The 25,463-nt window shown below is 72.9% G+C and carries 18 protein-coding genes; 8 read left to right on the top strand and 10 right to left on the bottom strand.

The features are described from left to right. The first annotated feature begins 549 nt into the window (after positions 1-549). Positions 550-1,746 (top strand): NAD(P)-dependent malic enzyme, encoded by a 1,197-nt coding sequence (locus PUR61_RS32500; protein WP_329883087.1) that lies wholly within the window; start codon positions 550-552, stop codon positions 1,744-1,746. A gap of 108 nt (positions 1,747-1,854) precedes the next feature. Further along, on the top strand, positions 1,855-2,817 hold the full coding sequence (locus PUR61_RS32495) for a zinc-binding dehydrogenase (protein ID WP_329883086.1): 963 nt from the start codon (positions 1,855-1,857) through the stop codon (positions 2,815-2,817). 53 nt (positions 2,818-2,870) lie between these two features. Here the strand turns inward: PUR61_RS32495 and PUR61_RS32490 are convergent, their stop codons facing one another. From PUR61_RS32490 to PUR61_RS32460, 7 genes are all read right to left on the bottom strand, one after another. Further along, a complete protein-coding gene (locus tag PUR61_RS32490) occupies positions 2,871-3,989 on the bottom strand; it encodes a PadR family transcriptional regulator (protein WP_329883085.1) in 1,119 nt (372 codons plus the stop codon). A gap of 1 nt (position 3,990) precedes the next feature. Further along, the gene (locus PUR61_RS32485; protein ID WP_329883084.1) at positions 3,991-4,908 is read right to left on the bottom strand and encodes a DUF4097 family beta strand repeat-containing protein; all 918 of its coding nucleotides are present in this window, start codon (positions 4,906-4,908) and stop codon (positions 3,991-3,993) included. A gap of 219 nt (positions 4,909-5,127) precedes the next feature. Continuing rightward, a complete protein-coding gene (locus PUR61_RS32480) occupies positions 5,128-5,307 on the bottom strand; it encodes a DUF6104 family protein (protein WP_329883083.1) in 180 nt (59 codons plus the stop codon). Positions 5,308-5,354: 47 nt separating this feature from the next. Continuing rightward, positions 5,355-7,415, bottom strand: coding sequence for a serine/threonine-protein kinase (locus PUR61_RS32475; protein ID WP_329883082.1), 2,061 nt, complete (start codon positions 7,413-7,415; stop codon positions 5,355-5,357). 257 nt (positions 7,416-7,672) lie between these two features. Next, positions 7,673-11,455 carry a multifunctional oxoglutarate decarboxylase/oxoglutarate dehydrogenase thiamine pyrophosphate-binding subunit/dihydrolipoyllysine-residue succinyltransferase subunit gene (locus tag PUR61_RS32470; RefSeq protein WP_329883081.1) on the bottom strand — a complete coding sequence of 1,261 codons (3,783 nt, stop codon included), beginning with the start codon at positions 11,453-11,455 and terminating at the stop codon, positions 7,673-7,675. 404 nt (positions 11,456-11,859) lie between these two features. After that, the gene (locus PUR61_RS32465; RefSeq protein ID WP_329883080.1) at positions 11,860-12,990 is read right to left on the bottom strand and encodes a sensor histidine kinase; all 1,131 of its coding nucleotides are present in this window, start codon (positions 12,988-12,990) and stop codon (positions 11,860-11,862) included. A gap of 98 nt (positions 12,991-13,088) precedes the next feature. Continuing rightward, the gene (locus PUR61_RS32460; RefSeq protein ID WP_329883079.1) at positions 13,089-13,826 is read right to left on the bottom strand and encodes a response regulator transcription factor; all 738 of its coding nucleotides are present in this window, start codon (positions 13,824-13,826) and stop codon (positions 13,089-13,091) included. A 550-nt stretch (positions 13,827-14,376) separates the two neighbouring features. Here PUR61_RS32460 and PUR61_RS32455 point away from each other — a divergent pair. The 4 genes from PUR61_RS32455 to PUR61_RS32440 all read left to right on the top strand — a co-directional run bounded on the left by PUR61_RS32455 (position 14,377) and on the right by PUR61_RS32440 (position 20,007). After that, positions 14,377-15,156: a rhomboid-like protein gene (locus PUR61_RS32455; protein ID WP_329883078.1), complete on the top strand. Its 780-nt coding sequence runs from the start codon at positions 14,377-14,379 to the stop codon at positions 15,154-15,156. Positions 15,157-15,515: 359 nt separating this feature from the next. Further along, a complete protein-coding gene (gene lon / locus PUR61_RS32450; RefSeq protein WP_329883077.1) occupies positions 15,516-17,987 on the top strand; it encodes an endopeptidase La in 2,472 nt (823 codons plus the stop codon). Positions 17,988-18,151: 164 nt separating this feature from the next. After that, positions 18,152-18,658, top strand: a complete 507-nt coding sequence (locus tag PUR61_RS32445; protein ID WP_329883076.1) for a GtrA family protein — start codon at positions 18,152-18,154, stop codon at positions 18,656-18,658. Between the two features lie 134 nt (positions 18,659-18,792). Then, complete coding sequence (locus tag PUR61_RS32440) at positions 18,793-20,007, top strand: ROK family transcriptional regulator (RefSeq protein ID WP_329883075.1); 1,215 nt, start codon at positions 18,793-18,795, stop codon at positions 20,005-20,007. Between the two features lie 35 nt (positions 20,008-20,042). Here PUR61_RS32440 and PUR61_RS32435 read toward each other — a convergent pair whose 3' ends face one another. Further along, the gene (locus PUR61_RS32435) at positions 20,043-21,131 is read right to left on the bottom strand and encodes an ABC transporter permease (RefSeq protein ID WP_329883074.1); all 1,089 of its coding nucleotides are present in this window, start codon (positions 21,129-21,131) and stop codon (positions 20,043-20,045) included. A gap of 112 nt (positions 21,132-21,243) precedes the next feature. Here PUR61_RS32435 and PUR61_RS32430 point away from each other — a divergent pair, with 112 nt between their 5' ends. Further along, the gene (locus PUR61_RS32430) at positions 21,244-21,786 is read left to right on the top strand and encodes a MarR family winged helix-turn-helix transcriptional regulator (protein WP_329883073.1); all 543 of its coding nucleotides are present in this window, start codon (positions 21,244-21,246) and stop codon (positions 21,784-21,786) included. A gap of 142 nt (positions 21,787-21,928) precedes the next feature. Further along, on the top strand, positions 21,929-23,476 hold the full coding sequence (locus tag PUR61_RS32425; RefSeq protein WP_329883072.1) for an MDR family MFS transporter: 1,548 nt from the start codon (positions 21,929-21,931) through the stop codon (positions 23,474-23,476). Positions 23,477-23,709: 233 nt separating this feature from the next. Here PUR61_RS32425 and PUR61_RS32420 read toward each other — a convergent pair whose 3' ends face one another. Next, entirely contained in the window at positions 23,710-23,964 is a 255-nt protein-coding gene (locus PUR61_RS32420; protein WP_329883071.1) for a hypothetical protein, read from the bottom strand. A gap of 27 nt (positions 23,965-23,991) precedes the next feature. Then, positions 23,992-25,173: an inorganic phosphate transporter gene (locus PUR61_RS32415; RefSeq protein WP_329883070.1), complete on the bottom strand. Its 1,182-nt coding sequence runs from the start codon at positions 25,171-25,173 to the stop codon at positions 23,992-23,994. Between the last annotated feature and the right edge of the window lie 290 nt (positions 25,174-25,463).

The following is a 25,463-nucleotide window of genomic DNA, read 5'->3' as shown; positions in this document are numbered from 1 at the left end:
ATCCTCCCATCCCGCTCTGCCGGGCCCGTGGGCGGGTGTGTCAGAATTCGGTACCGGGTGACCCCCGACGCTCGAACCAGACCGCCGAGCCGCAACCGGCTCGGGGTGCGCAGGAACGGAAGTCCATGACGTCGACTCCGTATCCGAGGCACCGGCCTCCCTCCGTGTCTGCGTTCACTCCTGCGGGTGTGCGTGCTCGTTCGCCATTGCCGCCGCCGGGGCCGGTGCTCGCGACGCCTGGTTCCTCAGGGTGGCCGTGAGGCGTACGACCGGTATGTGACTTGGACGAAAAGGCATGGGTGCGATGCCTCTCTCCGACCTACGCTCGGCGCGGAAGCACGACGCAGACCAGGCGCAGCAGAAAACTCGAATAAAACCCTCATCCGAGGGCGCACGCCCGACGGCGGCGCCCCGACCCGGCCTTCCCGGGGACGTCCCGGCGTCCCCGGACACCGGTGACCGGTCACCGCTGACCGGACGTCGGTCCAGGCCGGGCCGTCCGCTCCGTCGGGCGCGTGCCCTCGCTCGATCAATGACGAAGAGGTCATCGTGGCAGCGGAGATCATCCACAGCACTACTCAGGACACCGACGATCCGGTCGATGCCGTGTTCGCGCTCCACCGCGGCGGCAAGATGGAGGTCCGGGCGACCGTCCCGGTGCGCGACGCGGACGACCTGTCCCTCGCCTACACCCCCGGTGTCGCCCGCGTCTGCACGGCCATCGCCGAGCAGCCCGAGCTGGTGAACGACTACACCTGGAAGGCCAACACGGTGGCCGTGGTCACCGACGGCACCGCCGTGCTCGGCCTCGGCGACATCGGCCCCGAGGCGTCCCTCCCGGTCATGGAGGGCAAGGCGATCCTCTTCAAGCAGTTCGGCGGCGTGGACGCCGTCCCGATCGCGCTGGCCTGCACCGACGTGGACGAGATCGTCGAGACCGTGGTCCGGCTCGCGCCGTCCTTCGGCGGGGTCAACCTGGAGGACATCTCCGCCCCGCGCTGCTTCGAGATCGAGCGCCGGCTCCAGGAGGCCCTGGACATCCCGGTCTTCCACGACGACCAGCACGGCACCGCCATCGTCACCACCGCCGCGCTCTGGAACGCGGCCAAGGTGACCGGCCGCGAGATCGGCTCGCTGCGGGCCGTCATCTCCGGCGCCGGCGCGGCCGGTATCGCGATCGCCAAGATGCTGCTGGCCGCCGGCATCGGCGACGTGTCGGTCTGCGACCGCAAGGGCGTGGTGTACGAGGGCCGTGGCGACCTCACCGACGTCAAGGCGGAGATCGCCGCGCTGAGCAACCGGGCCGGCCTCAAGGGCTCGCTGGCCGACGCGCTGGCCGGCGCCGACGTCTTCATCGGCGTCTCCGGCGGCACGGTGCCGGAGGAGGTCGTCGCGACCATGGCCGCGGGCGCGTTCGTCTTCGCCATGGCGAACCCGAACCCGGAGATCCACCCGGAGGTCGCGCACCGGTACGCGGCCGTGGTGGCCACCGGGCGCAGCGACTTCCCGAACCAGATCAACAACGTGCTGGCCTTCCCGGGCATCTTCGCCGGCGCCCTGCAGGTCCGGGCGACCCGGATCACCGAGGGCATGAAGCTGGCCGCGGCCAAGGCGCTCGCCGGTGTGGTGGCGGACGAGCTGACGCCGCAGAAGGTGATCCCCTCGCCGTTCGACGAGCGGGTCGCCCCGGCGGTCAGCAAGGCCGTCGCCGAGGCCGCCCGCGCGGAGGGCGTCGCCCGCCGCTGACGCGCGCCGGGGGAGCGCCGCCCTCGCGGGGGCGCTCCCCCTCCCCGGGACGCGCGTCACACGTACGCGCGGTTCCGGCCCCGGGCGCCCGCCGCTATCGTCCGGATCATGTTTGCTGCCTACGCCGCACGAATCGACGCCGACGACCCGCTCGGCGGGCTGGAGCTGGGCGAGCTCCCCGAGCCGCAGGCCCGTCCGGGCTGGAGCGTGGTGACGGTCAAGGCCGCCAGCCTCAACCACCACGACCTCTGGTCGCTGCGCGGGGTCGGCCTGCCCGCCGGGAAGCTGCCGATGATCCTCGGCTGCGACGCGGCCGGGGTCGACGAGCACGGCAACGAGGTGGTCGTGCACTCGGTCATCGGCCAGTCCGGCCACGGCGTCGGGCCGGACGAGCCCCGCTCGATCCTGACCGAGCGCTACCAGGGCACCTTCGCCCGGCAGGTGGCCGTCCCCACCTGGAACCTGCTGCCCAAGCCCGCCGGGCTCTCCTTCGAGCAGGCCGCCTGCCTGCCCACCGCCTGGCTGACGGCCTACCGGATGCTGTTCACCAACGCCGGGGTGCGGCCGGGGGACACCGTCCTGGTGCAGGGCGCCGGCGGTGGTGTGTCCACCGCGCTGGTGGTCCTCGGCAAGGCGGCCGGGCTGCGGGTCTGGGTCACCGGCCGCGACGAGACCAAGCTCGCCCGGGCCGTGGAGCTCGGCGCCGACGCGGCGTTCCCCGCCGGGGCCCGACTGCCCGAGCGGGTCGACGCGGTGATGGAGACGGTCGGCGCCGCGACCTGGTCCCACTCCGTGAAGTCGCTCCGCCCGGGCGGCACGATCGTCATCTCCGGTGCTACCTCCGGCCCCAACCCGGCCGCCACCGAGCTGAACCGGATCTTCTTCCTGGAGCTGAAGGTGGTCGGCTCCACCATGGGCGACCGGGACGAACTGGCCGGGCTGCTCTCGTTCTGCGCCACCACCGGCGTCCGCCCGGTGATCGACTCGGTGCTCCCGCTGGCCGACGCCCGGGACGGCTTCGCCCGGCTCGCGCGGGGCGACGTCTTCGGGAAGATCGTCCTGACCCCGTGACGCGCGCGGGTCCGGCACCCCCGCGGGGATGCCGGACCCGATGGTGCCGGGGGTCAGCCCAGCAGCCGCTTCAGGCGCTCGCCGGCGGCGCCCAGCACCGCGCGGGCCTCGGCCAGCCGGTCGGCGGACACGCCGCCGTCCCGGGCCGCGTCGCGGACCTGGTCACGGAACCGGTCGAGCAGCCGCTCCAGCTCCCGGGCCGGGTCACCGGCCGGGTCGGTGGCCGCCCACGCCGGCAGGTCGGCCGGGGCCGCGCCGGTCGGCTCGTCCTTGTCGAGGTCGATCCGGGTGACGGTGACCTTCTCGGTGGGCGCTCCGGCCGGCCGGTCGGCGGGCCGCTCGCCCCGCTCCTCGGCCCGGTCGTCGGCCTGCTGGCCCCAGCGGGCCGCGTCGGCCAGCCCGGCCAGGCCCCTGGTCAGCTCGGAGAGCCCCTCGGCCAGCCCGGTCGGCCAGTCGCCGCGGGCGGCGTGGTCGCGGACCTGCTGCTCGACCCGGCGCTTGATCCGGAGCGCCTCCTGCTGCGCGGCCGTGCGGGCCGCCCGGGACTGCTCGCGCAGCCGGCGGGCCTCCTCCTCGGCCGCCTTGGCCTTGGCCTTGGCGGCCTTCTCCTGCTCCTTGGCCCGTTTGGCCTGCTCCTTCGCCTGCCGCTTGAACTCGGCGAACTCGTCCTTGGCCCGCTGCCAGGCGGCCCTGTCGCTCCACGGTCCGGCCCACGGGCTGCCGTCCCCGGTGGTGCCCTCGTCCCCGTCCCCGGTCGCGTCCCCGTCACCGGCGGCGCGCCGCCGGGCCTGCTTCGCCGCCGCGCCCCACAGTTCCTCGCGCAGGTCCTGGGCGCTGTCGCGGACGTCCTCGCGGATCGCCCCGGCGAGCTGGGCCACCGAGTCGTGGATCTCCAGCTCCAGGTCGTCCAGCTCGCCCTGGCGGGCCTCCAGCTCGGCCCGGCCGGCGTCGGTGAGCCGGTAGACCTTGCGGCCGCCCTCGGTGCTGTGCGTGACCAGGCCCTCCTGCTCCAGCTTGGCCAGCCGCGGGTAGACGGTGCCCGCCGAGGGCGCGTACAGGCCCTGGAAGCGCTCCTCCAGCAGGCGGATCACCTCGTAGCCGTGCCGCGGGGCCTCGTCCAGCAGCTTGAGCAGGTAGAGGCGGAGCCGGCCGTGGCCGAAGACGGGGGTCATCTCAGACCTCCTCGGTGAGGTCGGGGCCCTTGGTGAGGTCGGCCGGGGCGGGCAGCTCCCGCACCACGGCCGGGGCGTCCTCCTCGGCGTCGGGCCGGTGCAGGACGGTGACGGCGCCGGAGACGGTGGTCACCGAGAGGCTGCCCTTGCCGTCGCCGAGCTGGCCGGAGAGCCGCTTGGTGCCCCAGGAGCCGCCGACCTTCAGCTGCTCGAAGGTGGAGGAGAGGTCGCCGCTGGTGGTGCCGGCCTCGACCTTGGTGTCGGCCAGCGACGGCAGCCGGACGCCGACCGCCCCGCTGACCGTGGTGACCTTGATCTCGGTCGGGGTGGCGGCGGCGAGGTCCAGGGTGACCGCGCCGGTGACGGCGTTGGCCGACACCTTCTCCGCGGTGCCGGCGACCACGGTGAGCCGGCCCGAGACGGTGTTCAGCTTGAGCCGGCCGGCCACCGACTGGGCGTCCACGTCGCCGGTGACGGTGTTGACGTCGGTGCGGCCGGCCAGGCCGACGAGGGTGACGTCGGCGCTGGCGGTCTGCGCCGAGACGCGCTCCGTGAAGCCGGAGACCGTCGTCGCGGCCGAGACGGTGCCGACCTTGACCTCGGTGCCGGCGGGCACGGTCAGGGTGACCTCGGCGGTCCGCTTGCGCTTGAACGAGGTGAAGAAGCCCTTCACCGATTCGACCGACTTGAGGACGTCGCCGAACTCGTTCCAGCTGCTGAGGTCCTTGTAGGTGACGGTGAGGACACCGTCGACCAGGGTGACGTGCAGCGGCTCGCCCTTGAGCTCGGTGACCTCCAGGCGGGCGGGCCCCTCGGCGGCCACCACGTTCACCGTGCCGTCGATGATCCGCACCTGGAGGGTCCGGACGGCCTCCTCGATGGTGATCCTGTCAGGTCCTTCGACCGTCCACTGGCTCATCTCTGCCGCCTCCCGTTGGTGACTCGCGATGTATCGCGTTCTCTCTCCAAAGACGATATATCGCGTGACGGTGAAGTCAAGGGAATCCGGCCGGACCCCGACCCCGAGCGGACCCGGAGCCCACCCCGAGCCGTCCCCTACGGGGGACGGCGAAGGGCCCGGAGAGCGGGTGCTCTCCGGGCCCTTCGCCCAGCCGGCCTGCGAGGACGGCCTACCGGGTCAGTCGTCGTCCTCGTCGTCGAGCCGGGCCAGCCAGGTGGCCAGCCGCTCGACCGGGACCTCGAAGTCCGGGTTGAGGTCGACGAACTCGCGCAGGCGCTCGGCCAGCCACTCGAAGGTGACCTCCTCGTCGCCGCGCCGGCTCTGCAGCTCCTCGATGCCGCGGTCGGTGAAGTACACGGTTCGCTCCGGTCCGGTGGGGATTCGACCTGGTCAGGATAGTCCGGTCAGCTGGCGCGCCAGGTGGACAGGTTCACCTTGGCCGCACCGGTGGTGGCGTCCGCGACCTCGACCGCGGCGATGGCGATGTTGCGGGTGACGCGGTCGCGGATGCAGAGCAGCCGGCCCGGGGTGACCCGGTTGAAGGTCAGGTCGGTGTCCGGACGGGAGTCGATCGCCGCCGCGCACTGCTCGGGGGTGACGGCCGCCTCGGTGATGACCGCGAAGTCCGACTTGCTGTCGCCGGAGCTGGCGAAGGAGTCGGCCCGGCTGCCGCTGGAGGTGGACTCCCGGGTCAGGCCGAGCCCCCACTTCAGGTCGGAGCCGCGCGGCACCACGTTGCCGGTGGTCAGGTCGATCCGGTACGCCTCGCTGGAGTACTCGGCGCCCGGGATCGAGAGCGGCTTCTTGTCGATCACCAGCTGGTAGCCGGTCGGCCGGGCCGGGGCGGTGACCCCGGAGGCGCTGGACGAGCCGGGCAGGGGCACGGCGCTGACCGGCGCGGAGGTCGCGGACGGGCTCGCCTTCGGTGACGAGCCGCCCGTCGTGGCGGTCGGGGTCGGTTCCACCGGAGTGGTCGGCAGGGCGGCGGGCTGCTGGGTGACCGGCGCGCTCGGGGCGGAGCCGGCCTTGGCCTCGTCCTTCTTCGACTTGTCCATCCGGTCCATCAGCACCACACCGCCCGCGGTGCCGCCGAGCGCCATCACCAGGGCGACGGTCAGCAGCACCTTCCAGGAGACGCCCTTGCGCTTCGGCTCCGGCGCCGCCGGTGTGTCCGTCACCACCGGTCCCGGCGGCGGGGTGTCGTAGGACGGCGGCTCCTGGCGCAGCTGGACGGTCGGCGGTGCGGGGAGCAGCGGGCCGGTGGGCGCCTCGGTGGGCGACTGCGCGGCGCCGTACGCGCCGAGCGCGGGCGGGACGAAGCCCGGCGGCGGGGTGGCCTGGTGGGCCTGGCCGTAGCCGGTGGGCGGGGTGGCCGGCTGGGTGGGTCCGTAGCCGGTGGGCGGGCCGAAGGACGGCGCGGTGCCCGGGTGGGTGGGGACGCCGGCCGGCTGCGGCGGGGCGGTCGGCGGCCCGGCCGGGGCGGGGGGAGCGGTGGGCGCGGCCGGCAGCGGGGTGGGCGGCGTCTTCGGCAGGTCGGAGCGGCGGGTGATCTCGGTGTTGACCTGCCGGGGCAGCCAGTCGTCCGAGAACCGCAGCTGGCCGCCGACGGCCGGGTGGTTGCGGGCGATCTCGATGATCTCGGCGGGCCGGGGCCGGTCCTCGGGGGACTTGGCCAGGCAGCGCAGGATCAGCTCGCGCAGGTCGGCCGGGACGGCGTCCAGGTCGGGCTGCTCGTGCACCACGCGGTAGAGCACCGCGGTGTCCGGGCCGTCGCCGAACGGTGCGGAGCCGGCGGCCACGTAGGCGGCCAGCGCGCCGAGTGCGAAGACGTCGGTGGCCGGCGTGACCGGGCGGCCCTGGGCCTGCTCGGGGGACATGAAGGCGGGCGAGCCGATCCGGTAGCCGGTGCCGGTGAGCGCGGTGGCGTCGGCGGCCCGGGCGATGCCGAAGTCGATCACGCGCGGGCCGTCGCCGGCGACCAGGACGTTGGCCGGCTTGAGGTCGCGGTGGACCACCTCGACGCTGTGGATCGCCTGGAGGGCCTCGGCGACGCCGCCCATCAGCAGCAGCACGGTACGGACCGGCAGCGCGCCGTTCTCGCGCACCACCTGCTGGAGCGAGGGGCCGGGGACGTACGCGGTGACCAGCCAGGGGGCGTCGCCGTCCAGGCCGCCGGAGTCGATCACCTGCGCGGTGTAGAGCCCGTGGATCCGCTGGGCGTTGGAGACCTCCTGCGCGAAGCGGCGGCGGAACTCGCTGTCCTCGGCGAACTCCGGGCGGACCACCTTGAGTGCCACCGGCCGGCCGCCGGGCGTGTAGGAGAGGTAGACCCGGCCCATGCCGCCGGCCCCGAGCCGGGCGAACAGCCGGTAGCCGCCCACCTCCCTCGGGTCGTCCGGGTGCAGCGGCTGGAAGACCGGTGGGAGCGGGGTGGCTGAGGCGTCCCTCGGCGTGTCGGCGGTCATGCGGTAGATCCCCCTGGGAGAGCGGTGAGGTCGTCCGACCGCGTCCCGGGCTCGTTGACGGCGGCCCCGACGACGGTCTGGCGAGGCTTAACCTATCGACCCGTCAGTCTTCCCCGCAGGTCGGTACCGCTTTGGTTGCAGAGCTGGGACCTTCGCACACGCCGTGGTGATACGCCTCCGGCCCCCCGCGCGGCCCTGGGGACCAGGGATGCGCGGGGGGCCGGAGGTACGACGGTGCCGGAGTCCGACCGGGAGGGTCAGATGGTGAAGATCTCCTCCAGCAGCGACTGCTGCTCGGCGGCGTGACGCTTGGCCGAGCCGACCGCGGGGGCCGAGGAGGCCGGGCGGGCGACGCGGCGCAGGCGGGCGGCGTCGGCACTGCGGCCGATGACGACCTGGAGGTGGTCGACCAGGTTCATCGCGATGAACGGCCAGGCACCCTGGTTGGCCGGCTCCTCCTGGGCCCAGACGAACTGGACGTCCTCGCCGTAGCGGGCCAGCTCCTCCTGGAGCTCGGCCACCGGCAGCGGGTAGAGCCGCTCGACCCGGACGATCGCCGTGTCGGTGACGCCGCGCTCGGTGCGGGCCGCCTCGACGTCGTAGTAGAACTTGCCGGCGGTGATGACCACCTTCCGGACGTTCGCCGGGTCGACGGTGTTGTCACCGATGACCGGGCGGAACGAGCCGGACGTGAACTCCTCGGTGGCGCTCGCCGCGGCCTTCAGACGCAGCATCGACTTCGGGGTGAAGACGACGAGCGGCTTGTGGTGCGGGTTGTGCGCCTGCCAGCGGAGCAGGTGGAAGTAGTTCGACGGCAGGGTCGGCATGGCGACCGTCATGTTGTTCTGCGCGCACAGCTGGAGGAAGCGCTCCGGGCGGGCGGACGAGTGGTCCGGGCCCTGGCCCTCGTAGCCGTGCGGCAGCAGCAGGGTGACGCCCGAGTGCTGGCCCCACTTCTGCTCGGCGGAGGCGATGTACTCGTCCACCACGGTCTGCGCGCCGTTGACGAAGTCGCCGAACTGCGCCTCCCACATGACCAGCGCGTTCGGGCGGGTCAGCGAGTAGCCGTACTCGAAGCCCATGGCCGCGTACTCGGACAGCAGGCTGTCGTAGACGGTGTAGCGGGCCTGGTCCTCGGTGAGGTACTGCAGCGGGGTGTAGTCCTCGCCGGTCTGGCGGTCGATCAGGACGGCGTGCCGCTGGCCGAAGGTGCCGCGGCGGCTGTCCTGGCCGGCCAGGCGGACCGGGTGGCCCTCCATGAGCAGCGAGCCGATGGCGAGGGTCTCGCCCGTCGCCCAGTCGATGGTGTTGTCCTCGACCGAGGCGGCCCGGCGCTGGAGCTGCGGCAGCAGGCGCGGGTGGACGGTCAGCCAGTCCGGCAGGTTGACCTGCGAGGCGGCGATCCGCTTGACCATCTCCTGGGAGATGCCGGTCTGGATGTTGACCGGGAAGTCGGCGACCGGCTTGCCGTTGGTGGCGGGGGCCGGGGCCTGGGCGGCGTCGCGGACCTCCGCGAAGACCTTCTCCAGCTGGCCCTGGAAGTCCTGGAGCGCCTGCTCCGCCTCTTCCATGGTGATGTCGCCGCGACCGATCAGACCCTCGGTGTAGAGCTTGCGCACCGAGCGCTTCTTGTCGATCAGGTCGTACATCAGCGGCTGGGTGAACGACGGGTTGTCGGCCTCGTTGTGACCGCGGCGGCGGTAGCAGATGAGGTCGATCACGACGTCCTTGTGGAACGTCTGGCGGAACTCGAAGGCGAGCCGCGCGACGCGGACCACGGCCTCCGGGTCGTCACCGTTCACGTGGAAGATCGGGGCCTCGATCATCCGGGCCACGTCGGTGCAGTACATCGAGGAGCGCGAGGACGCCGGGGCGGCGGTGAAGCCGACCTGGTTGTTCACCACGACGTGCACGGTGCCGCCGGTGCGGTAGCCGCGCAGCTGCGACATGTTCAGGGTCTCCGCGACGACGCCCTGGCCGGCGAAGGCCGCGTCGCCGTGGATCTGGATCGGCAGCACCGGGAAGGTCGTGCCGCCCTGGTCCAGGATGTCCTGCTTGGCGCGGGCGATGCCCTCGACGACCGGGTCCACGGCCTCCAGGTGGGAGGGGTTCGCGGCGAGCGAGACCTTGATGGTCTCGCCGTCCAGGCCGGTGAAGGTGCCCTCGGAGCCGAGGTGGTACTTCACGTCGCCGGAGCCGTGCATGGACTTCGGGTCGAGGTTGCCCTCGAACTCGCCGAAGATCTTGCCGTACGGCTTGCCGACGATGTTGGCCAGCACGTTCAGGCGGCCGCGGTGGGCCATGCCGATGACGGCCTCGTCCAGGCGGTGCTCGGCCGCCGAGTCGATGGTGGCGTCCAGCAGCGGGATGAGCGACTCGCCGCCCTCCAGCGAGAAACGCTTCTGCCCGACGTACTTGGTCTGCAGGAAGGTCTCGAAGGCCTCGGCGGAGTTCAGGCGGCGCAGGATGCGCAGCTGCTCCTCGCGCTCCGGCTTCGTGTACGGCTTCTCCACGCGCTCCTGCAGCCACTTGCGCTGCTTCGGGTCCTGGATGTGCATGTACTCGATGCCGACGGTGCGGCAGTAGGTGTTCCGCAGCAGGCCGAGGATGTCGCGGAGCTTCATCATCCGCTGGCCGCCGAAGCCGCCGACCGCGAACTCGCGCTCCAGGTCCCACAGGGTGAGGCCGTGGGTGGTGACGTCCAGGTCGGGGTGCTTGCGCTGCTTGTACTCCAGCGGGTCGGTGTCGGCCATGAGGTGGCCGCGGACCCGGTAGGAGTGGATCAGCTCGATGACGCGCGCGGTCTTGTTGACCTCGTCGTCGTGGGTGGTGGCGACGTCGGTGGCCCAGCGGACCGGCTCGTACGGGATCCGCAGCGACTCGAAGATCTCGTCGTAGAAGCCGTTCTCGCCGAGCAGCAGGCGGTGGATCTCGCGCAGGAACTCGCCGGACGCCGCACCCTGGATGACGCGGTGGTCGTAGGTCGAGGTCAGCGTCATGATCTTGGAGACGCCGAGCCGGGACAGGGTCTCCGGGGCGGAGCCCTGGAACTCGGCCGGGTACTCCATGGCGCCGACGCCGACGATGGTGCCCTGGTTCTGCATCAGGCGCGGCACGGAGTGCACGGTGCCGATGCCGCCGGGGTTGGTCAGCGAGACCGTGACGCCGGTGAAGTCGTCCATGGTCAGCTTGTTGGCGCGGGCCCGGCGGACGATGTCCTCGTAGGCCTGCCAGAAGCCGAAGAAGTCGAGGGTCTCGGCCTTCTTGATGGCCGCGACGACGAGCTGGCGGTCGCCGTTCGGCTTGACCAGGTCGATGGCCAGGCCGAGGTTCACGTGCTCCGGCTTGACCAGGTAGGACTTGCCGTTCTCCACCTTGTAGCTGTTGTTCATCCCGGGGGAGGCCTTGACGGCCTGCACCAGGGCGTACCCGATCAGGTGGGTGAAGGAGACCTTGCCACCACGGGCGCGCTGCAGGTGGTTGTTGATGACGATGCGGTTGTCGATCAACAGCTTGGCCGGGACGGCGCGGACCGAGGTTGCGGTCGGCACCTCCAGCGAGGCGTCCATGTTGGTCGCGACGGCCTTCGCCGGGCCGCGCAGCGGGACCAGCTCGGGGCCGGTCGCGTCGGTGGCGGGCGCGGCGGCCGGGGCGGCGGCCTTGGGGGCCGGAGGCGCGGCGGGGGCTGCGGCGAGCGGCGCGGCCGGGGCCGAGACCGGGGCCGCGGCGGCCGGAGCTGCCGGGGCGGCGGGCGCTGCCGGAGCCGGCGCTGCCGGGGCCGGAGCCGCCGGAGCAGCAGCGGCGGCGGGCGCGGGGGCGGCGGCGGGGGTCGGCGTGGGGCCGACCTGGGTCGCGGCCTGGGTCACTGGGGTCACCTCGGTACCGGGCTTGTAGTCGGCGAAAAAGTCCCACCAGGCTCGGTCGACCGAGTTCGGGTCCTGGAGGTACTGCTGGTAGATCTCGTCGACGAGCCACTCATTGGGGCCGAAGCCCGTGGAGCTTGCCGAGCTGTTGGAGGTTTCATGGGACTGTGGCGACACGGCGGCAACCGCCCTCTTCCGCTTCCTTTTGGGATGTTTGGACAGCGGGGATTAAGGCTACGCCTCTGACCAGTGATCGCGCAGTCCCCGGGGCCCAGGCGTCGCCCAGATCACAGTCCTGACCTGCAGGTTGGCTGAAAATGTGCGTTAGAAGGCCGCATCGGAGGGGAACCGATCGCGCCTGATCGCGTCCCATATGCGGGCAAAAACGGACAAAAGTATTCGATTGACCGGCGGACTCCGCCGCACATGTCTGTGTCGCTTCTGTGACATGCGGGCGAAGTCCGCTCGACGCGAACATCGCGGCGACCTCCGACGGAACCGCCTGCGGGACACCGGTGGGATCACCGGCGCGCTCACCGGGGTGAACGCGGACGCGAGCGCCGTCGGGGCCGCCCGCGCGGTCAGCGCGGGCCGGGCAGCCGGACCGCGATCCGGCAGCCGCGTTCGGCCTCGGCGACCTCGATCCGCCCGCCGTGCAGGTCCACCGCCCAGCGGGCGATGGCCAGGCCCAGCCCGGTGCCGCCGTCGGCACCCGGCCCGGCCCCCGTGGCGGTGCCGCTGCGGCTGAACCGCTCGAAGACCCTGGTCCGGTCGGCCGCCGGGATGCCCGGACCCTCGTCCTCCACCTCCAGCAGGAGCCCGCCCGGCATGTCGCCGGGCCGGGCGCGGACCGTCACGGTGCCGCCCGGCGGGGAGTGCTTGCAGGCGTTGTCGACCAGGTTGGCGACCACCTGGTGGAGCCGTTCCGGGTCGGCGACGCCGGTCAGGCCGGCCGGGCTGACCTCCAGGGCGAGCCGGACGTCGCCCCGGCGGGAGAACGCCCCGCCGGCCGTCGCGCCGTCCACGGTGACCCCGCGCAGCACGCCGTCCAGGAACTCGCGCACCTCGAAGGGGCGGGCGTCCAGGTCGACCACGCCGTCGTCGATCTTGGACAGGTCGAGCAGGTGGGCGACCAGCCGGCCGAGCCGTTCGGTCTGTTCCAGCGCGGCACCCAGGGTCGCCGGGTTCGGCTGGACCACGCCGTCGACCACGTTCTCCAGCACGGCGTGCAGCGCGGCGATCGGCGTGCGCAGTTCGTGCGAGACGTTGGCGACGAGCTCGCGGCGGTGGCGGTCGGCGGCTCCGAGATCGGCCGCCATCTGGTTGAAGGTCGCCGCCAGCTCGCCGATCTCGTCGCGCGAGTTCACCTCGACCCGGCGGGTGTAGTCGCCGGAGGCCATCGCGCGGGCGGCGGCGGTCATGTCGCGCAGCGGGGCGGTCAGCCCGTGCGCGAGGAACTGCATGAAGAGCAGCGAGGCGATCATCGAGAAGATCATGATGATCCGGATCTGGGTCTCGGACCGGATCGCCACGACCACCATGCCGGTGGCCAGGAAGACCGAGACGATCACCAGGAGGGCGAGTTTGCCCTTGATGGAGCGGACCGGGTCGAGCGGCCGGATGTCGGCCCAGACCCGGCGGGCGGCACGCGTGGCCAGCGTGGGCGGCCTGCCGCCGGTGGTGTCCCCGTTGCGTTGCTGTGGAAAGGTCATTGGTCCCCTGTGAATCCCCCGCGTGCTGTGAACCCTCGGGTGGCGCGCACGGCGGTTCGGGACACGGGCCCCCCGGAGGCCCGCCGCCCGAGGCGCCGCTAGGAGAGCGGGGCCTCCAGCGCGTACCCGACACCGTGGACGGTGCGGATCCAGCTGGCGCCGATCTTGCGGCGGAGCGCCTTGACGTGGCTGTCGACGGTCCGGGTTCCGGACGCGTCGGTCCAGTCCCACACCTCGGCCAGCAGCTGCTCGCGGGTGAGCACCGCGCGCGGCTGTGCGGCCAGGCAGGCGAGCAGGTCGAACTCGGTCGGCGTCAGGTGGACGTCGCCCGCGGCCAGCCGGACCCGGCGCTGGACGTGGTCGATCTCCAGCTCGCCGAAGCGCAGCGAGCCCAGTGCGGGCGTCCGGGCGGCCTGCTGGGCGCGCTCGACGCGGCGCAGCAGCACGTTGACCCGGGCGGCCAGTTCGCGCATGGAGAAGGGCTTGGTCATGTAGTCGTCGGCACCGACGCCGAGGCCGACCAGCAGGTCCGTCTCGTCGTCGCGCGCGGTGAGCATCAGGACCGGGACCGGGCGCTGGGCCTGGATCCGGCGGCACACCTCCAGCCCGTCGAAGCCGGGCAGCATGATGTCGAGGACGACGAGGTCGGGCTGCCAGGTGTGGAAGCCGTCGACGGCGCCGGGTCCGTCGTGGGCCACGGCGACCTTGAAGCCCTCCGCGCCCAGCCGGGCCGCGATGGACTCGGCGATCGTGGGCTCGTCCTCCACCACCAGCACTCTGCGCTGGCTGCTCACCGTGCCGCCGTTGTTCTGGTGGTCCTGCTGAATTTCTGTCACGGTCACGCCACCGCCCCCAGGGCTGCGGGCCGGCCACCTGTGGGGATGGCGAGGCTCCGCTCGTAGTCTTGTTCCGTCGTGGACTGTGCCGGGTCCGCCGTCCCGTCGCGCGTGCGGCGTCGGAGGGCGGGTGTGGACCGCCCTTCTCTTCCGCACACTCCGCAGCGTACGGACAGAGGATGCTTCCCGGCAGGCGGACCGGACGTTTCCGGCCCGTGGACCGGCCTGTCGGACCGGTTTCCGGACCCACTCGGAAGTGGGCACGGGCCGATACCTTACCCGGCGATTTTTCACTCAGTAACGGTACGTATGCACATGAGTTGACACCAACCCGCCGGTCAGGGGCGCCACCCCCCTGCGGGGAGGGGGATGGTCTGGACCAATGTCGGGTCTCTACCGGTATCGGAATACTCACGGCATTTTCCCAGCCGGCTCCCAGGAGCCGGACGTACCGTGGCCACGACAAGTCGTGGAGGTGGGATCGCCGGAGCCCGCCGGTACGTTGGGCACCGGGCGGGGCCGGTGGCTGCGGCGTCTGAGCGGAGGCGGCATGACGGGGCGACGGATCGGCGCCGGGCAGGGCGGGCCGCCGTACGGGATGCTCCGCCACGGGCTGCGGGCCGGCCCGCTCGCCTGGGTGCTGGCCCGGGTGCCGACCCCCCGGCGCAACCCCTTCGCGCTCGGCTACCTCGCCGTGGTCGGCGCCACCACCACGTTCGCGATGCTCGCCGATCCGGAACTGGTGGCCCGCCTCCAGGAGGCGTCCAGCTCGGACGGGCACAACCTGTTGCACCATCCGCTGCGCGCGCTCCTGCTCAGCGGCTTCTGGGTGGCCGGCACGGTCTGGATGCCCTACCTGTGGGCCTTCGCCCTGACCGTCGCGCCACTGGAACGCCGGGTCGGGGCGGTCCGCGCCGCGGTGGTCTTCGCGGCCGGGCACGTCACGGCCACCCTGCTCTCCCAGGCCGTGGTGATCACCGCGGTGGAGACCGGGCGACTGGAGGCCGCGGCGCTCGACCACCTGGACATCGGGGTCAGCTACGGCGTGCTGGCCAGCCTCGGCGCACTGGCCGGGCTGCTCCCCCTGCCCGGCCGGGTGTTCGGCCTGGGTCTGGCCGGCGTGCTGATCGCCGAGCAGATCGCGACCGACCGCGACCTGGTCACCGGCGTCGGGCACCCGGTGGCGCTGCTGGCCGGGGTGGCGCTGTGGCGCTGGCTGCGCCGCTGGGACGGCCGCGGGCCGGGGCGCGGCCGGGCGGTCGCGCCGGCCGCCGGGGTGCCGGCGCCGGTGACCGCGCGCGGCCGGACCGCGGTGCTGGACCGGCTGTAGGCGCCCGGCCGGCCGTCGCCCGGCGGCTTCGGCGGCGGTGGCCGCCTCCCGGTGGTGTGGCTCCGGTACCGCTCCGGTGTCGTTCCGGTGCCGCTTTCCGATCGAGTTCCTCCGGGTGCAGCCCACGGCCGTCCGTCTCCGTCCGTCTCCGTCCTTCCGGCCGTCCTTCGGGCCGGCGCCCCCGGCCGACGGCGCCCGGCCGACGGCGCGGCCACCCCGGGACGCGTCTTTTTGACAGCCCCCGCGCGCGCTCCCTGCGCCGACTCCGCGTTCGCTCACGGCGAACAACTGGCGGGGAACATCCGGCGCCCGCAGATCCTTAGTCAGGTCGACTCAAGTTCGCTGACTGGGGAGAGATCATGGCATCGACGTCCACACCGCTCACCCTGCCCGTGCTGCCGCTCGACGACGAGGTCGTGCTCCCGGGCATGGTCGTCCCGCTGGACCTGAAGGACACCGAGGTCCGCGCCGCCGTCGAGGCCGCCCGCGCCGCGGCCGGGACGGGCAAGCCCCAGGTCCTGCTCGTCCCGAGGGTGGACGGCTCGTACGCGGCCGCCGGCACCCTCGCCACCGTCGAGCAGGTCGGCCGACTGGCGGACGGCGACCCGGCCGCGCTGGTCCGCGCGGTGCGGCGGGTGCGGATCGGCGTCGGCACCACCGGGCCCGGCGCCGCGCTCTGGGTCGAGACCACGCCGTTCCGCGAGTCCTCGGCCGGCACCCCCGTGGCCGGGCGGGCCGCCGAGCTGGTCAGGGACTACAAGAACCTCTCCACCCAGTGGCTGCGCAAGCGCGGCGCCTGGCAGATCGTCGACCGGGTCGCCGCCATCGAGGACGTCGGCGAGCTCGCCGACAACATCGGCTACGCGCCCTTCGTCACCGCCGAGCAGAAGCTCAAGGTGCTGCTGGAGGCCGACCAGGTCGCCCGACTGGAGTACGCGCTCGGTCTGCTCCGCGACCACCTCGCCGAGGAGGAGGTCAACGACACCATCCGCAAGGACGTCGAGGAGGGCGTGGCCAAGCAGCAGAAGGAGTTCCTGCTCCGCCGCCAGCTGGAGGCCGTCCGCAAGGAGCTGGCCGAGCTGAACGGCGACCCGGCCGACGAGGAGGACGACTACCGCGCCCGGGTCGAGGCTGCGGGCCTCCCGGAGAAGGTGCGCGAGGCCGCGCTCAAGGAGGTCGACAAGCTGGAGCGGGCGAGCGACCAGTCGCCGGAGGGCTCCTGGATCCGCACCTGGCTGGACACCGTCCTGGAGCTGCCCTGGAACGAGCGGACCGAGGACGCCTACGACATCGTCGGCGCCCGCGCGGTGCTGGACGCCGACCACGCCGGCCTGGCCGACGTGAAGGACCGCATCGTCGAGTACCTCGCGGTCCGCAAGCGCCGGGCCGAGCAGGGGCTCGGGCCGGTCGGTGCCGACGTCGGTGCCGGTGCCGGCGGCGACGGCAAGGAGCGGCGGGACGGCGCGCTGCCCGGGAAGGGCGGCGGAGGGCGACGGGCCGGCGGGGCGGTGCTCGCGCTGGTCGGCCCGCCCGGCGTCGGCAAGACCTCGCTCGGCGAGTCGGTGGCCCGGGCGATGGGCCGCAGCTTCGTGCGGGTCTCGCTCGGCGGTATCCGGGACGAGGCGGAGATCCGCGGCCACCGGCGCACCTACGTCGGCGCGCTGCCCGGGCGGCTGGTCCGCGCCATCAAGGAGGCCGGCTCGATGAACCCGGTCGTCCTGCTCGACGAGATCGACAAGGTCGGCTCCGACTACCGGGGCGACCCGGCCGCCGCCCTGCTGGAGGTGCTCGACCCGGCCCAGAACCACACCTTCCGGGACCACTACCTGGAGGTCGAGCTGGACCTCTCCGACGTCGTCTTCCTCGCCACCGCCAACGTGCTGGAGGCCATCCCCGAGCCGCTGCTCGACCGGATGGAACTCGTCCGGCTCGACGGCTACACCGAGGACGAGAAGGTCGTCATCGCCCGTGACCACCTGCTCCCGCGTCAGCTGGAGCGGGCCGGCCTCCGGGACGAGGAGGTCACCGTCGACGAGACCGCACTGCGCCGGCTGGCCGGCGAGTACACCCGCGAGGCCGGCGTCCGGACCCTCGAACGCTCGATCGCCCGGGTGCTGCGCAAGATCGCCGCACAGAGCGAGCTGGGCGAGCGCGAGCTGCCCGTCAGGATCGGCGCCGACGACCTGCGCGCCCTGATCGGCCGCCCGCACCACGTCCCGGAGGCCGCCCAGGAGCCGGCCGAGCGGCGCACCGCCGTCCCCGGGGTGGCGACCGGCCTGGCGGTCACCGGCGCCGGCGGCGACGTCCTCTACATCGAGGCCTCGCTCGCGGACGCCGAGACCGGCGGCACCGGGCTGACCCTGACCGGCCAGCTGGGCGACGTCATGAAGGAGTCCGCCCACATCGCGCTCTCCTACCTGCGCTCGCGCGGAGCCGAACTGGAGCTGCCGGTCACCTCGCTGCGCGACCGCGGCGTGCACCTGCACGTCCCGGCCGGGGCCGTGCCCAAGGACGGTCCGAGTGCCGGCATCACCATGACCACGGCGCTGGCCTCGCTGCTCTCCGGCCGCAAGGTGCGCACCGACGTGGCGATGACCGGTGAGGTGTCGCTGACCGGGCGGGTGCTGCCGATCGGCGGGGTGAAGCAGAAGCTGCTCGCCGCCGACCGGGCCGGCGTCACCACGGTGATCATCCCCCGGCGGAACGAGGCCGACCTGGACGACGTCCCGGCCGAGGTGCTGGAGCGGCTCACCGTCCACCCGGTCTCGGACGTCCGGGAGGTGCTGAGGCTGGCCCTGGAGCCGGCCGAGGTGCTGGTCGCGGCCGCCTGAGGCGGCGCCGGGCGGCCACCGGCGGGGCGCCGACGGCCCCGGGCAGGGCCCGAACGGCCCCGGGACAGGCCCGGCGGAGTACTCCTCCGCCGGGCCACCGGCGTGCCCGGACGGCGGACGGGTTCCGGCGGGAACGGCGGCGGGCCCCGTGCCAGACTGCGGAGATGGCGTCCCCCACGCAGCGCGTCCTGGCCCGGGTGCCGGCCGGGCTGCGCCCGGTCCTGCTCCGGCACCGGAGGCTGGTGAAGTTCCTGCTGGTCGGCAGCGGGTGCTTCGCCCTGACCGTGGTGATCAACTACTCGCTGCGGCTCACCCTGCTGGCGCACAAGCCGGTGGTGGCCCTCACCGTGGCGACCGTGGTGGCCACCGTCGTCTCCTACGTGTTCAACCGCCGGTGGGCCTTCCGGGCGAACGGCCGGCAGCGCGAGGCACTGCTCTACTTCCTGGTCAGCGTGGCGGCGATCGCCGTCAACGACGTCCCGCTGATCGTCTCGCGGTACATGCTGAACCTGCGGGAGCCCTGGGTCAGCCCCTTCGCCCAGGAACTGGCCGACTTCCTCAGCGGGATGGTCCTGGGCACCTTCGTGGCGATGCTCTTCCGGTTCTGGGCCATGCAGCGGTGGGTGTTCCGGCTCGCCGAGCCCGCCTCCACCCGGGTGGAGCAACCCTGACGGCAGGCCCCCGCGTCCGGCCCGCGGCGGCTCCTCCGGCCGGCCCGTCGACCGGCCCCCGACCGGCCGGGAGCGGTCGGCGAAACCGGGCTACGCTGCAAACGAGTCTGCGGAAGCCGATCGGGGTGATGGCGATGCGCGAGACGGACGGTCTCCGGTCAGGGCCCGCCAGCCAGCAGGGCATGCGCCGGGCCAACCTGGCGCTGGTGCTCGGGGTCATCGCGCGCGCCCCGCGTTCCCGGGCCGAGGTCGCCGCCGACACCGGGCTGACCAGGGCGGCCGTCTCCTCGCTCGCCGAGGAGCTGATCGCGGCCGGCCTGGTGGTCGAGGAGGGCCCGTCGGCCCCCAGCGGCAAGGTCGGCCGGCCCGGCACGGCGCTCGGCCTCCACCCGGACGGCCCCGGGGGCCTCGGCGCCGAGATCGGCGTGGAGCACCTGGGCGCCTGCGTGGTCGACCTGCGCGGCGAGGTCCGGGCCTGGCGACGGCAGGAGATCCGCAACCGGGGCCGGCATCCCGCCGCCGTCATGGCCGACCTGGCCGAGCTGCTCCGCCGCGCCGCCGCCGACGCCGGACTGCGCCCGGCCGGGCTGACCCTGGCCGTGCCCGGACTGGTCGGCGGCGACGGGGCGATGCTCCAACGGGCCGCCAACCTCGGTTGGCGGGACGTCCCGGTCACCGCCGAGCTGCGGCTCGCACTGCGCGCCGCCAACGCCGACGAACTGGCCGAGCTGCCGATCCTGGCCGACAACGAGGCCAACCTCGGCGGGCTCGCCGAACTCTGGCTGGGCGGCGGGCCGGAACACTTCCTGCACGTCTCGGCCGAGGCCGGTGTCGGCTCGGCGATCGTGGTCGGCGGCCGGCTGCTGCGCGGGGTGCGCGGCTACGCGGGCGAGCTGGGCCACGTCCCCGTCCACCCGGACGGGCCGCGCTGCGCCTGCGGGGCGACCGGCTGCCTGGAGCAGTACGCGGGGGAGGCGGCGGTGATGCGCCAGGCCGGTCTGGAGGGGATCCGCGGCGACTGGGTGGCGCTGCTCGCCGAGCGCGCCGCCGCGGGGGACGAGGAGGTGGTGGCGGCGCTGGCCGGGGCGGGCGCCGCGCTGGGCATCGCCTCGGCGGGTGCGGTCAACCTGCTCGACCCGGCGGAGGTGGTGCTGGGCGGTGGCTACGCGCAGCTGGCGCCCTGGCTGGTGCCGGCGATGAGGGCCGAGCTGGCCGCCCGGGTGACCGTCCGCCCCTGGACGGACGAGCGGCTGACGGTCTCCCGGCTGGGCCGCCGCGGCCCCCTGCTGGGGGCCGCGGTCGGCGTGGTCCGGTCGGTGATCGCCGACCCCGGGCGGCCGGAGGACTGAGGCCGCCCGGCGACCGGCGCCGGTCGCCGACTGCGTCAGCCCGTGGTCAGCGTGCGGGTGAGGTGCCCCGGCCGGCGGAGTACGGCGGCGAAGGTGACGGCGACGCCGACCGCCGCCCACACCAGCAGGACCACCAGCGGTACGGCGAGGCCGGAGCCGCCGAAGTAGGCGATCGAGCGGGCCGCGTCCGTCCCGGCGCCGTTCGGGAACCAGGCACCGATCGCCCGCCAGAACGTCGGCATCATCGGCGGGGGGAAGACCCCGCCGGCGCTCGGGTTGCCGAGCACCACGAAGAGCAGGACCGCGATCCCGATGCCGATGATGTCGAACAGGCACTGGAGCGCCATGGTGACCGCGCCGACCGAGAAGACCACCAGCGCGCCGACCGCCGACAGGCCCCAGAACGAGCCCGGCAGCGCGTCCAGCACCGACTGGACGATGATCGCACCGCCGATGCCGGCCGCGACCGAGTACAGGGCCAGGGTGCCGAGCCGGATCACCGCCCGGTTGGCGTTGGCGGGCTTCGCCCCGGCGCTGACGCCGAGGATCGAGGCGACCAGGTAGCCGCCGACGCACCAGCCGATCACCAGGTAGAAGGAGGAGAGGCCGTTGGCGTCCCCCTTGGCCAGCGGGACGACGTCCTCGACCTTGACCGTCCGGCCCTGGGACTTCTCCAGGCCGGTGACGATGCTCTCGGCGGCCCGGGCCGCGGACGGCCCGCGTGCGTTGGCGACCAGCAGCACGTCCTCGGTGGAGGCCGGGTTCACCACCAGCGCGGCGTAGATCTTCTGGTCCTTGAGCTGCTCGGTGGCGGTGGCCGCGTCCGGCGCCGTGACGGCCTTCACGGCCTCGTCCGGGACGGACTCCAGTCCTTCCACCAGCTGGGGGGCCACCTGCGGCGGGGCCACCACCGCGATCGACAGCTCGTGCGGGGTCGGGTGGTGGAGCGCCCCGACGTACGACGTGATGAAGCCGAGCTGGAGGAGGAGCACGGCGATCACCAGCAGTGCCGCACGCGGGGTGACCGCGCCCTTCAGTTCGGCGGCGAAGCCCTGCCCCGGTGCCGGCGGTGATGCCTGCTCCGGTGCCGTGGCCTGCCCTGGTCCCTGCCCTGGGGCGGTCATCGACATCTCCTTGCGTATCGGGGGAAACCGGATACTTAATAGCATGAACTAGTTTCGTTGACGTTTCTCCCGCGCCGGGTCCGGCGTTCTCGTGCTGCGCGATACTGGCGCGGTGACTGCGGCGAACGAGGACGAGGAACCACTGCTGGCGGTGGAGCGCGAGGTCGGGGTGCTCTTCCGGCGGGGCCGGGCGCGGGTGGCGGAGCTCTCCCGGCGGGTCCATCCGCAGCTGGAGGGCATGGCGTACAGCATGCTCGGCTACATCGAACAGGCCGGCCGGGTGCGGGTGACGGACGTCGGCGTGCACTTCGCCGTGGGCAAGGCCACGGTCAGCCGGCAGATCCGCGCCCTGGAGGAGCTGGGTCTGGTCGCCAGGGTGGCGGACCCGCTGGACCGCCGCTCGGCGCTGGTCTCGCTCACCGAGGACGGCCGGCGGCGGTACCTGGCGGCCCGGGACGCCCGGATGGGGCGGGTCAGGGAGCTGATGGCCGGCTGGTCGTCGGAGGAGGTGGCCCGGTTCGCCGAGTTGCTGCACCGCTTCAACGACGTGGTCGGCGAGGCGGCCGTCCCGTCGCTCGCCCCGTCGGGCGTGGCGTCGGGCGTGGCGTCGGCCGCCCCGTCGGGCGTGGCGGGCGGGCGCGGCGAGGAGGCGTAGCGGGGAGGCGCCGCGAGGAGGCGTCACCGGGATCGAGGCCCGGGCCGAGTGGTCGGCCCGGGCTTTACTTGCCCTTGACGAATGTTGCCCAAGTCAACCAACCCCCTTATGGTTGTGTCAGGCAACGAATTTAAGGACCTCGATGACCGTCACCGCCCCCGCCTCGACCGGAGTCGCCGCCACCACCGACCAACCGATGACGCACCGGCAGGTGATGGAGGCGCTCTCCGGCCTGCTGCTCGGTCTCTTCGTGGCCGTGCTCTCGTCGACCGTCGTCTCCAACGCCCTGCCGCGGATCCTGACCGACCTGCACGGCGGCCAGTCCGCCTACACCTGGGTGATCACCGCGACCCTGCTCACCCTCACCGCGTCCACCCCGATCTGGGGCAAGCTGTCCGACCTCGCCAGCAAGAAGCTGCTGCTGCAGATCGCCCTGGTGATCTACATCGCCTCCTCCGCACTGGCCGGGTTCTCCCAGAACACCGGCCAGCTGATCGCCTGCCGCGCCCTCCAGGGCATCGGCGCCGGCGGCGTCACGGCGCTGGCCCAGATCTGCCTGGCGGCGATGGTCCCGCCGCGCGAGCGCGGCCGGTACAGCGGCTACTTCGGCGCCGTCTTCGCGCTGGCCACCATCGGCGGCCCGCTGATCGGCGGCATCATCGTCGACACCTCCTGGCTGGGCTGGCGCTGGTGCTTCTACGTCGGCATCCCGTTCGCGCTGGCCGCGATCCTGGTGCTGCAGCGCACTCTCAAGCTGCCGGTGGTCAGGCGCAAGGTGAAGATCGACTACCTCGGCGCGCTGGTCATCACCGCCGCCGTCAGCCTGCTGATGATCTGGATCACGCTGGCCGGCAAGAACTACGCCTGGCTGTCCTGGCAGACCGTGGTCATGGTCGGTGGCGGACTGCTGCTGGGCGCGCTCGCCGTCGTGGTCGAGCGCCGGGCCGCCGAGCCGATCATCCCGCCGAGCCTGTTCCGGTACCGGACCGTCGTCCTGTCCGCGCTGGCCAGCGTCCTGGTCGGCATCGGGATGTACGGCGCGACCACCTTCCTCAGCCAGTACTTCCAGCTGGCCCGGGAGAAGTCCCCGACCATCGCCGGTCTGATGACCCTGCCGATGATCCTCGGCCTGGCCGTCTCCTCCACGGTCGCGGGCAAGCTCATCACCAAGTACGGCAAGTGGAAGGCCTACCTGGTCGCCGGCACCCTGCTGCTGGCCGTCGGCTTCGGCCTGCTCGGCACCGCCCGGGCCGACACCGACTACGGCCTGCTCTCCCTCTACATGGCGATCACCGGGATCGGCCTCGGGCTCACCATGCAGAACCTCGTCCTCGCGGTGCAGAACACCGTGCCGCGCAGCGAGCTCGGCGCGGCCAGCTCGGTGGTCACCTTCTTCCGCACCATGGGCGGCGCGATGGGCGTCTCCGCACTCGGCGCGCTGATGAACAACCGGGTCGGCCACTACCTGACGGAGAACCTGGCCGCCGCGCACGTCCCGGCGGGCGGCGGTGCGCTCGGCGGCGGCATTCCGGACCTGCACAAGCTGCCCGCCCCGCTCGTCCCGCTGGTGACCGACGCCTTCGGGCACGGTGTGGGCGTGGTCTTCCTGGTCGCGGCGCCGTTCGCGCTGCTGGCCTTCGTCACGGTGCTGTTCATCCGCGAGACCGTGCTGCGGACCGGCCGGGAGTGAGTGCGGACCCGCGTGGGCCGCTCCGGCCGGGGCGGCTCCGGGGTCGAGCCCGCGGGTCCGGTCAACCGGGTCCGGTCAACCGGGTCCGGCCACCGGGAACGGGCGCCGGGGGCGGGGAAAGGCGGGAGGGCCGGGAGTGGTGATCCACTCCCGGCCCTCCTGCCGTGTGCGTGCGTGCCCGTGTGCCGGTGCCGGTGCCTGTGTCGGGTACTCGGCGCCCGTGGGCGTGGCGGCTACCGGCCGGCGATCAGCGTCAGCCCGTAGAGGACGGCCGCGCCGCAGACGGCGAAGCAGGCGTACGCGCCGGCCAGGGCCAGCCGGCTGCCGGACACCGAGGTGCCCGGGCCGGCCGCCTCGCGGCGCGCGGTGAGCGCGGCCTCGTGACGCGACAGCGCCAGGATGCCGAGCGCGAAGACGGTGACCACGGCGACCGTGATGCCGAAGCTGAAGCCGGCGGTCTGGGCCAGGGCGTTCCACTTGATGTGCATGGTGCTGTGCTCCTCAGCCTGCGGCGGTCAGGCCGCGACCGTGGTCGAGGCGGGGGTCGGGGTGGGGGGCGCGGTGGCCGGGTCCACCTCGACCGGGGTGACGTCGTGGACCTCGTTGACGTTGTCCGCGCCGACCGGCTGGCGGCGGGAGACGATCCACATCGCGCCCGAGCCGGCGACCAGCACGGCGCCGACCAGGACGACGCCCCAGGTGCCCTGCTCGGCGAGGAAGGCCGCGAGGCCGGCCACCGTGGCGGCGGCGGGCAGGGTCAGGCCCCAGGTGTAGACCATGCGGCGGACCAGGCTCCAGCGCAGTTGGCCCTTCGGCCCGCCCAGACCGGCGCCCATGATGCCGCCGGAGCAGACCTGGGTGGTGGAGAGGCCGAAGCCCATGTGCGACGAGGTGAGGATGACGGTCGCGGCGGCCGACTCGGAGGCGAAGCCCTGCGGCGGGGTGATGTCCGCGAGGCCCTTGCCCATCGAGCGGATGATCCGCCAGCCGCCCATGTACGTGCCGATCGCGATGGCTGCACCGGCCGAGATGATGACCCAGGTGGGGGGCAGCGCGCCCTTCGGCAGGGCGCCGACCGAGACCAGGGTCAGGGTGATGATGCCCATCGTCTTCTGGGCGTCGTTGGTGCCGTGAGCCAGCGAGATCAGCGAGGAGGAGAAGATCTGGCCGGTCTTGAAGCCCTTGTTGACCGTCCCGCCGTTGCTCTTGCGGGTGATCGCGAACGCCAGCTTGGTGGCGCCCCAGGAGGCCAGGCCGGCGACCAGCGGGGAGGCGACGGCGGGGATGAGGATCTTGGACACGACGGTGTCGAAGTTGACGCCGTTGACACCGACGCCGACGACGGTGGCGCCGATCAGGCCGCCGTAGAGGGCGTGCGACGAGCTCGACGGGAGGCCGCGCAGCCACGTCAGCAGGTTCCAGAGGATGGCACCGACCAGGGCGGCGAAGATGATCTCCGGATGGATGCCGGCCTTCTCGTTGACGATGCCGCCCGAGATGGTGGTGGCGACCTTCACGGAGAGGAACGCACCCGCGAAGTTGAGGACGGCCGCGATGGTGACCGCGACCTTGGGCCGAAGGGCTCCCGTCGCGATGGAGGTGGCCATCGCGTTGGCGGTGTCGTGGAAGCCGTTGGTGAAATCGAAGGCGAGCGCCGTGATGATCACAACGGCCACCAGGAACGAGATGTGTTCCATACCCAAACAATCGTCGTAGTTGTCGCACTGACGTTGGTGTCGTGCGCGACGCTAGGGACGCTTGATGAACGGAAGGTGAACTGGCGTCGGACTCATGGTTCCGACAGTGTCGGCGGGGTTGCCACAGCCTTGCCGGGGCGTGTCGGCCACTGTCCTGAGCTGGACATTCGCGGAGAAACGCCCACTTCACCCGTTTTGTTGAGAGCTGTCTCACAGCCTGCTCGTAGAATTCACCGGGCCGTACGGGTGCGGTCTGTTTCCCGCGAGTAACACATGGCAGGATCAGCGGG

The organism is Streptomyces sp. BE20 (assembly GCF_036322525.1).
GTDB lineage: Bacteria > Actinomycetota > Actinomycetes > Streptomycetales > Streptomycetaceae > Kitasatospora.
This window is presented reverse-complemented; position numbering and strand designations above follow the sequence as displayed.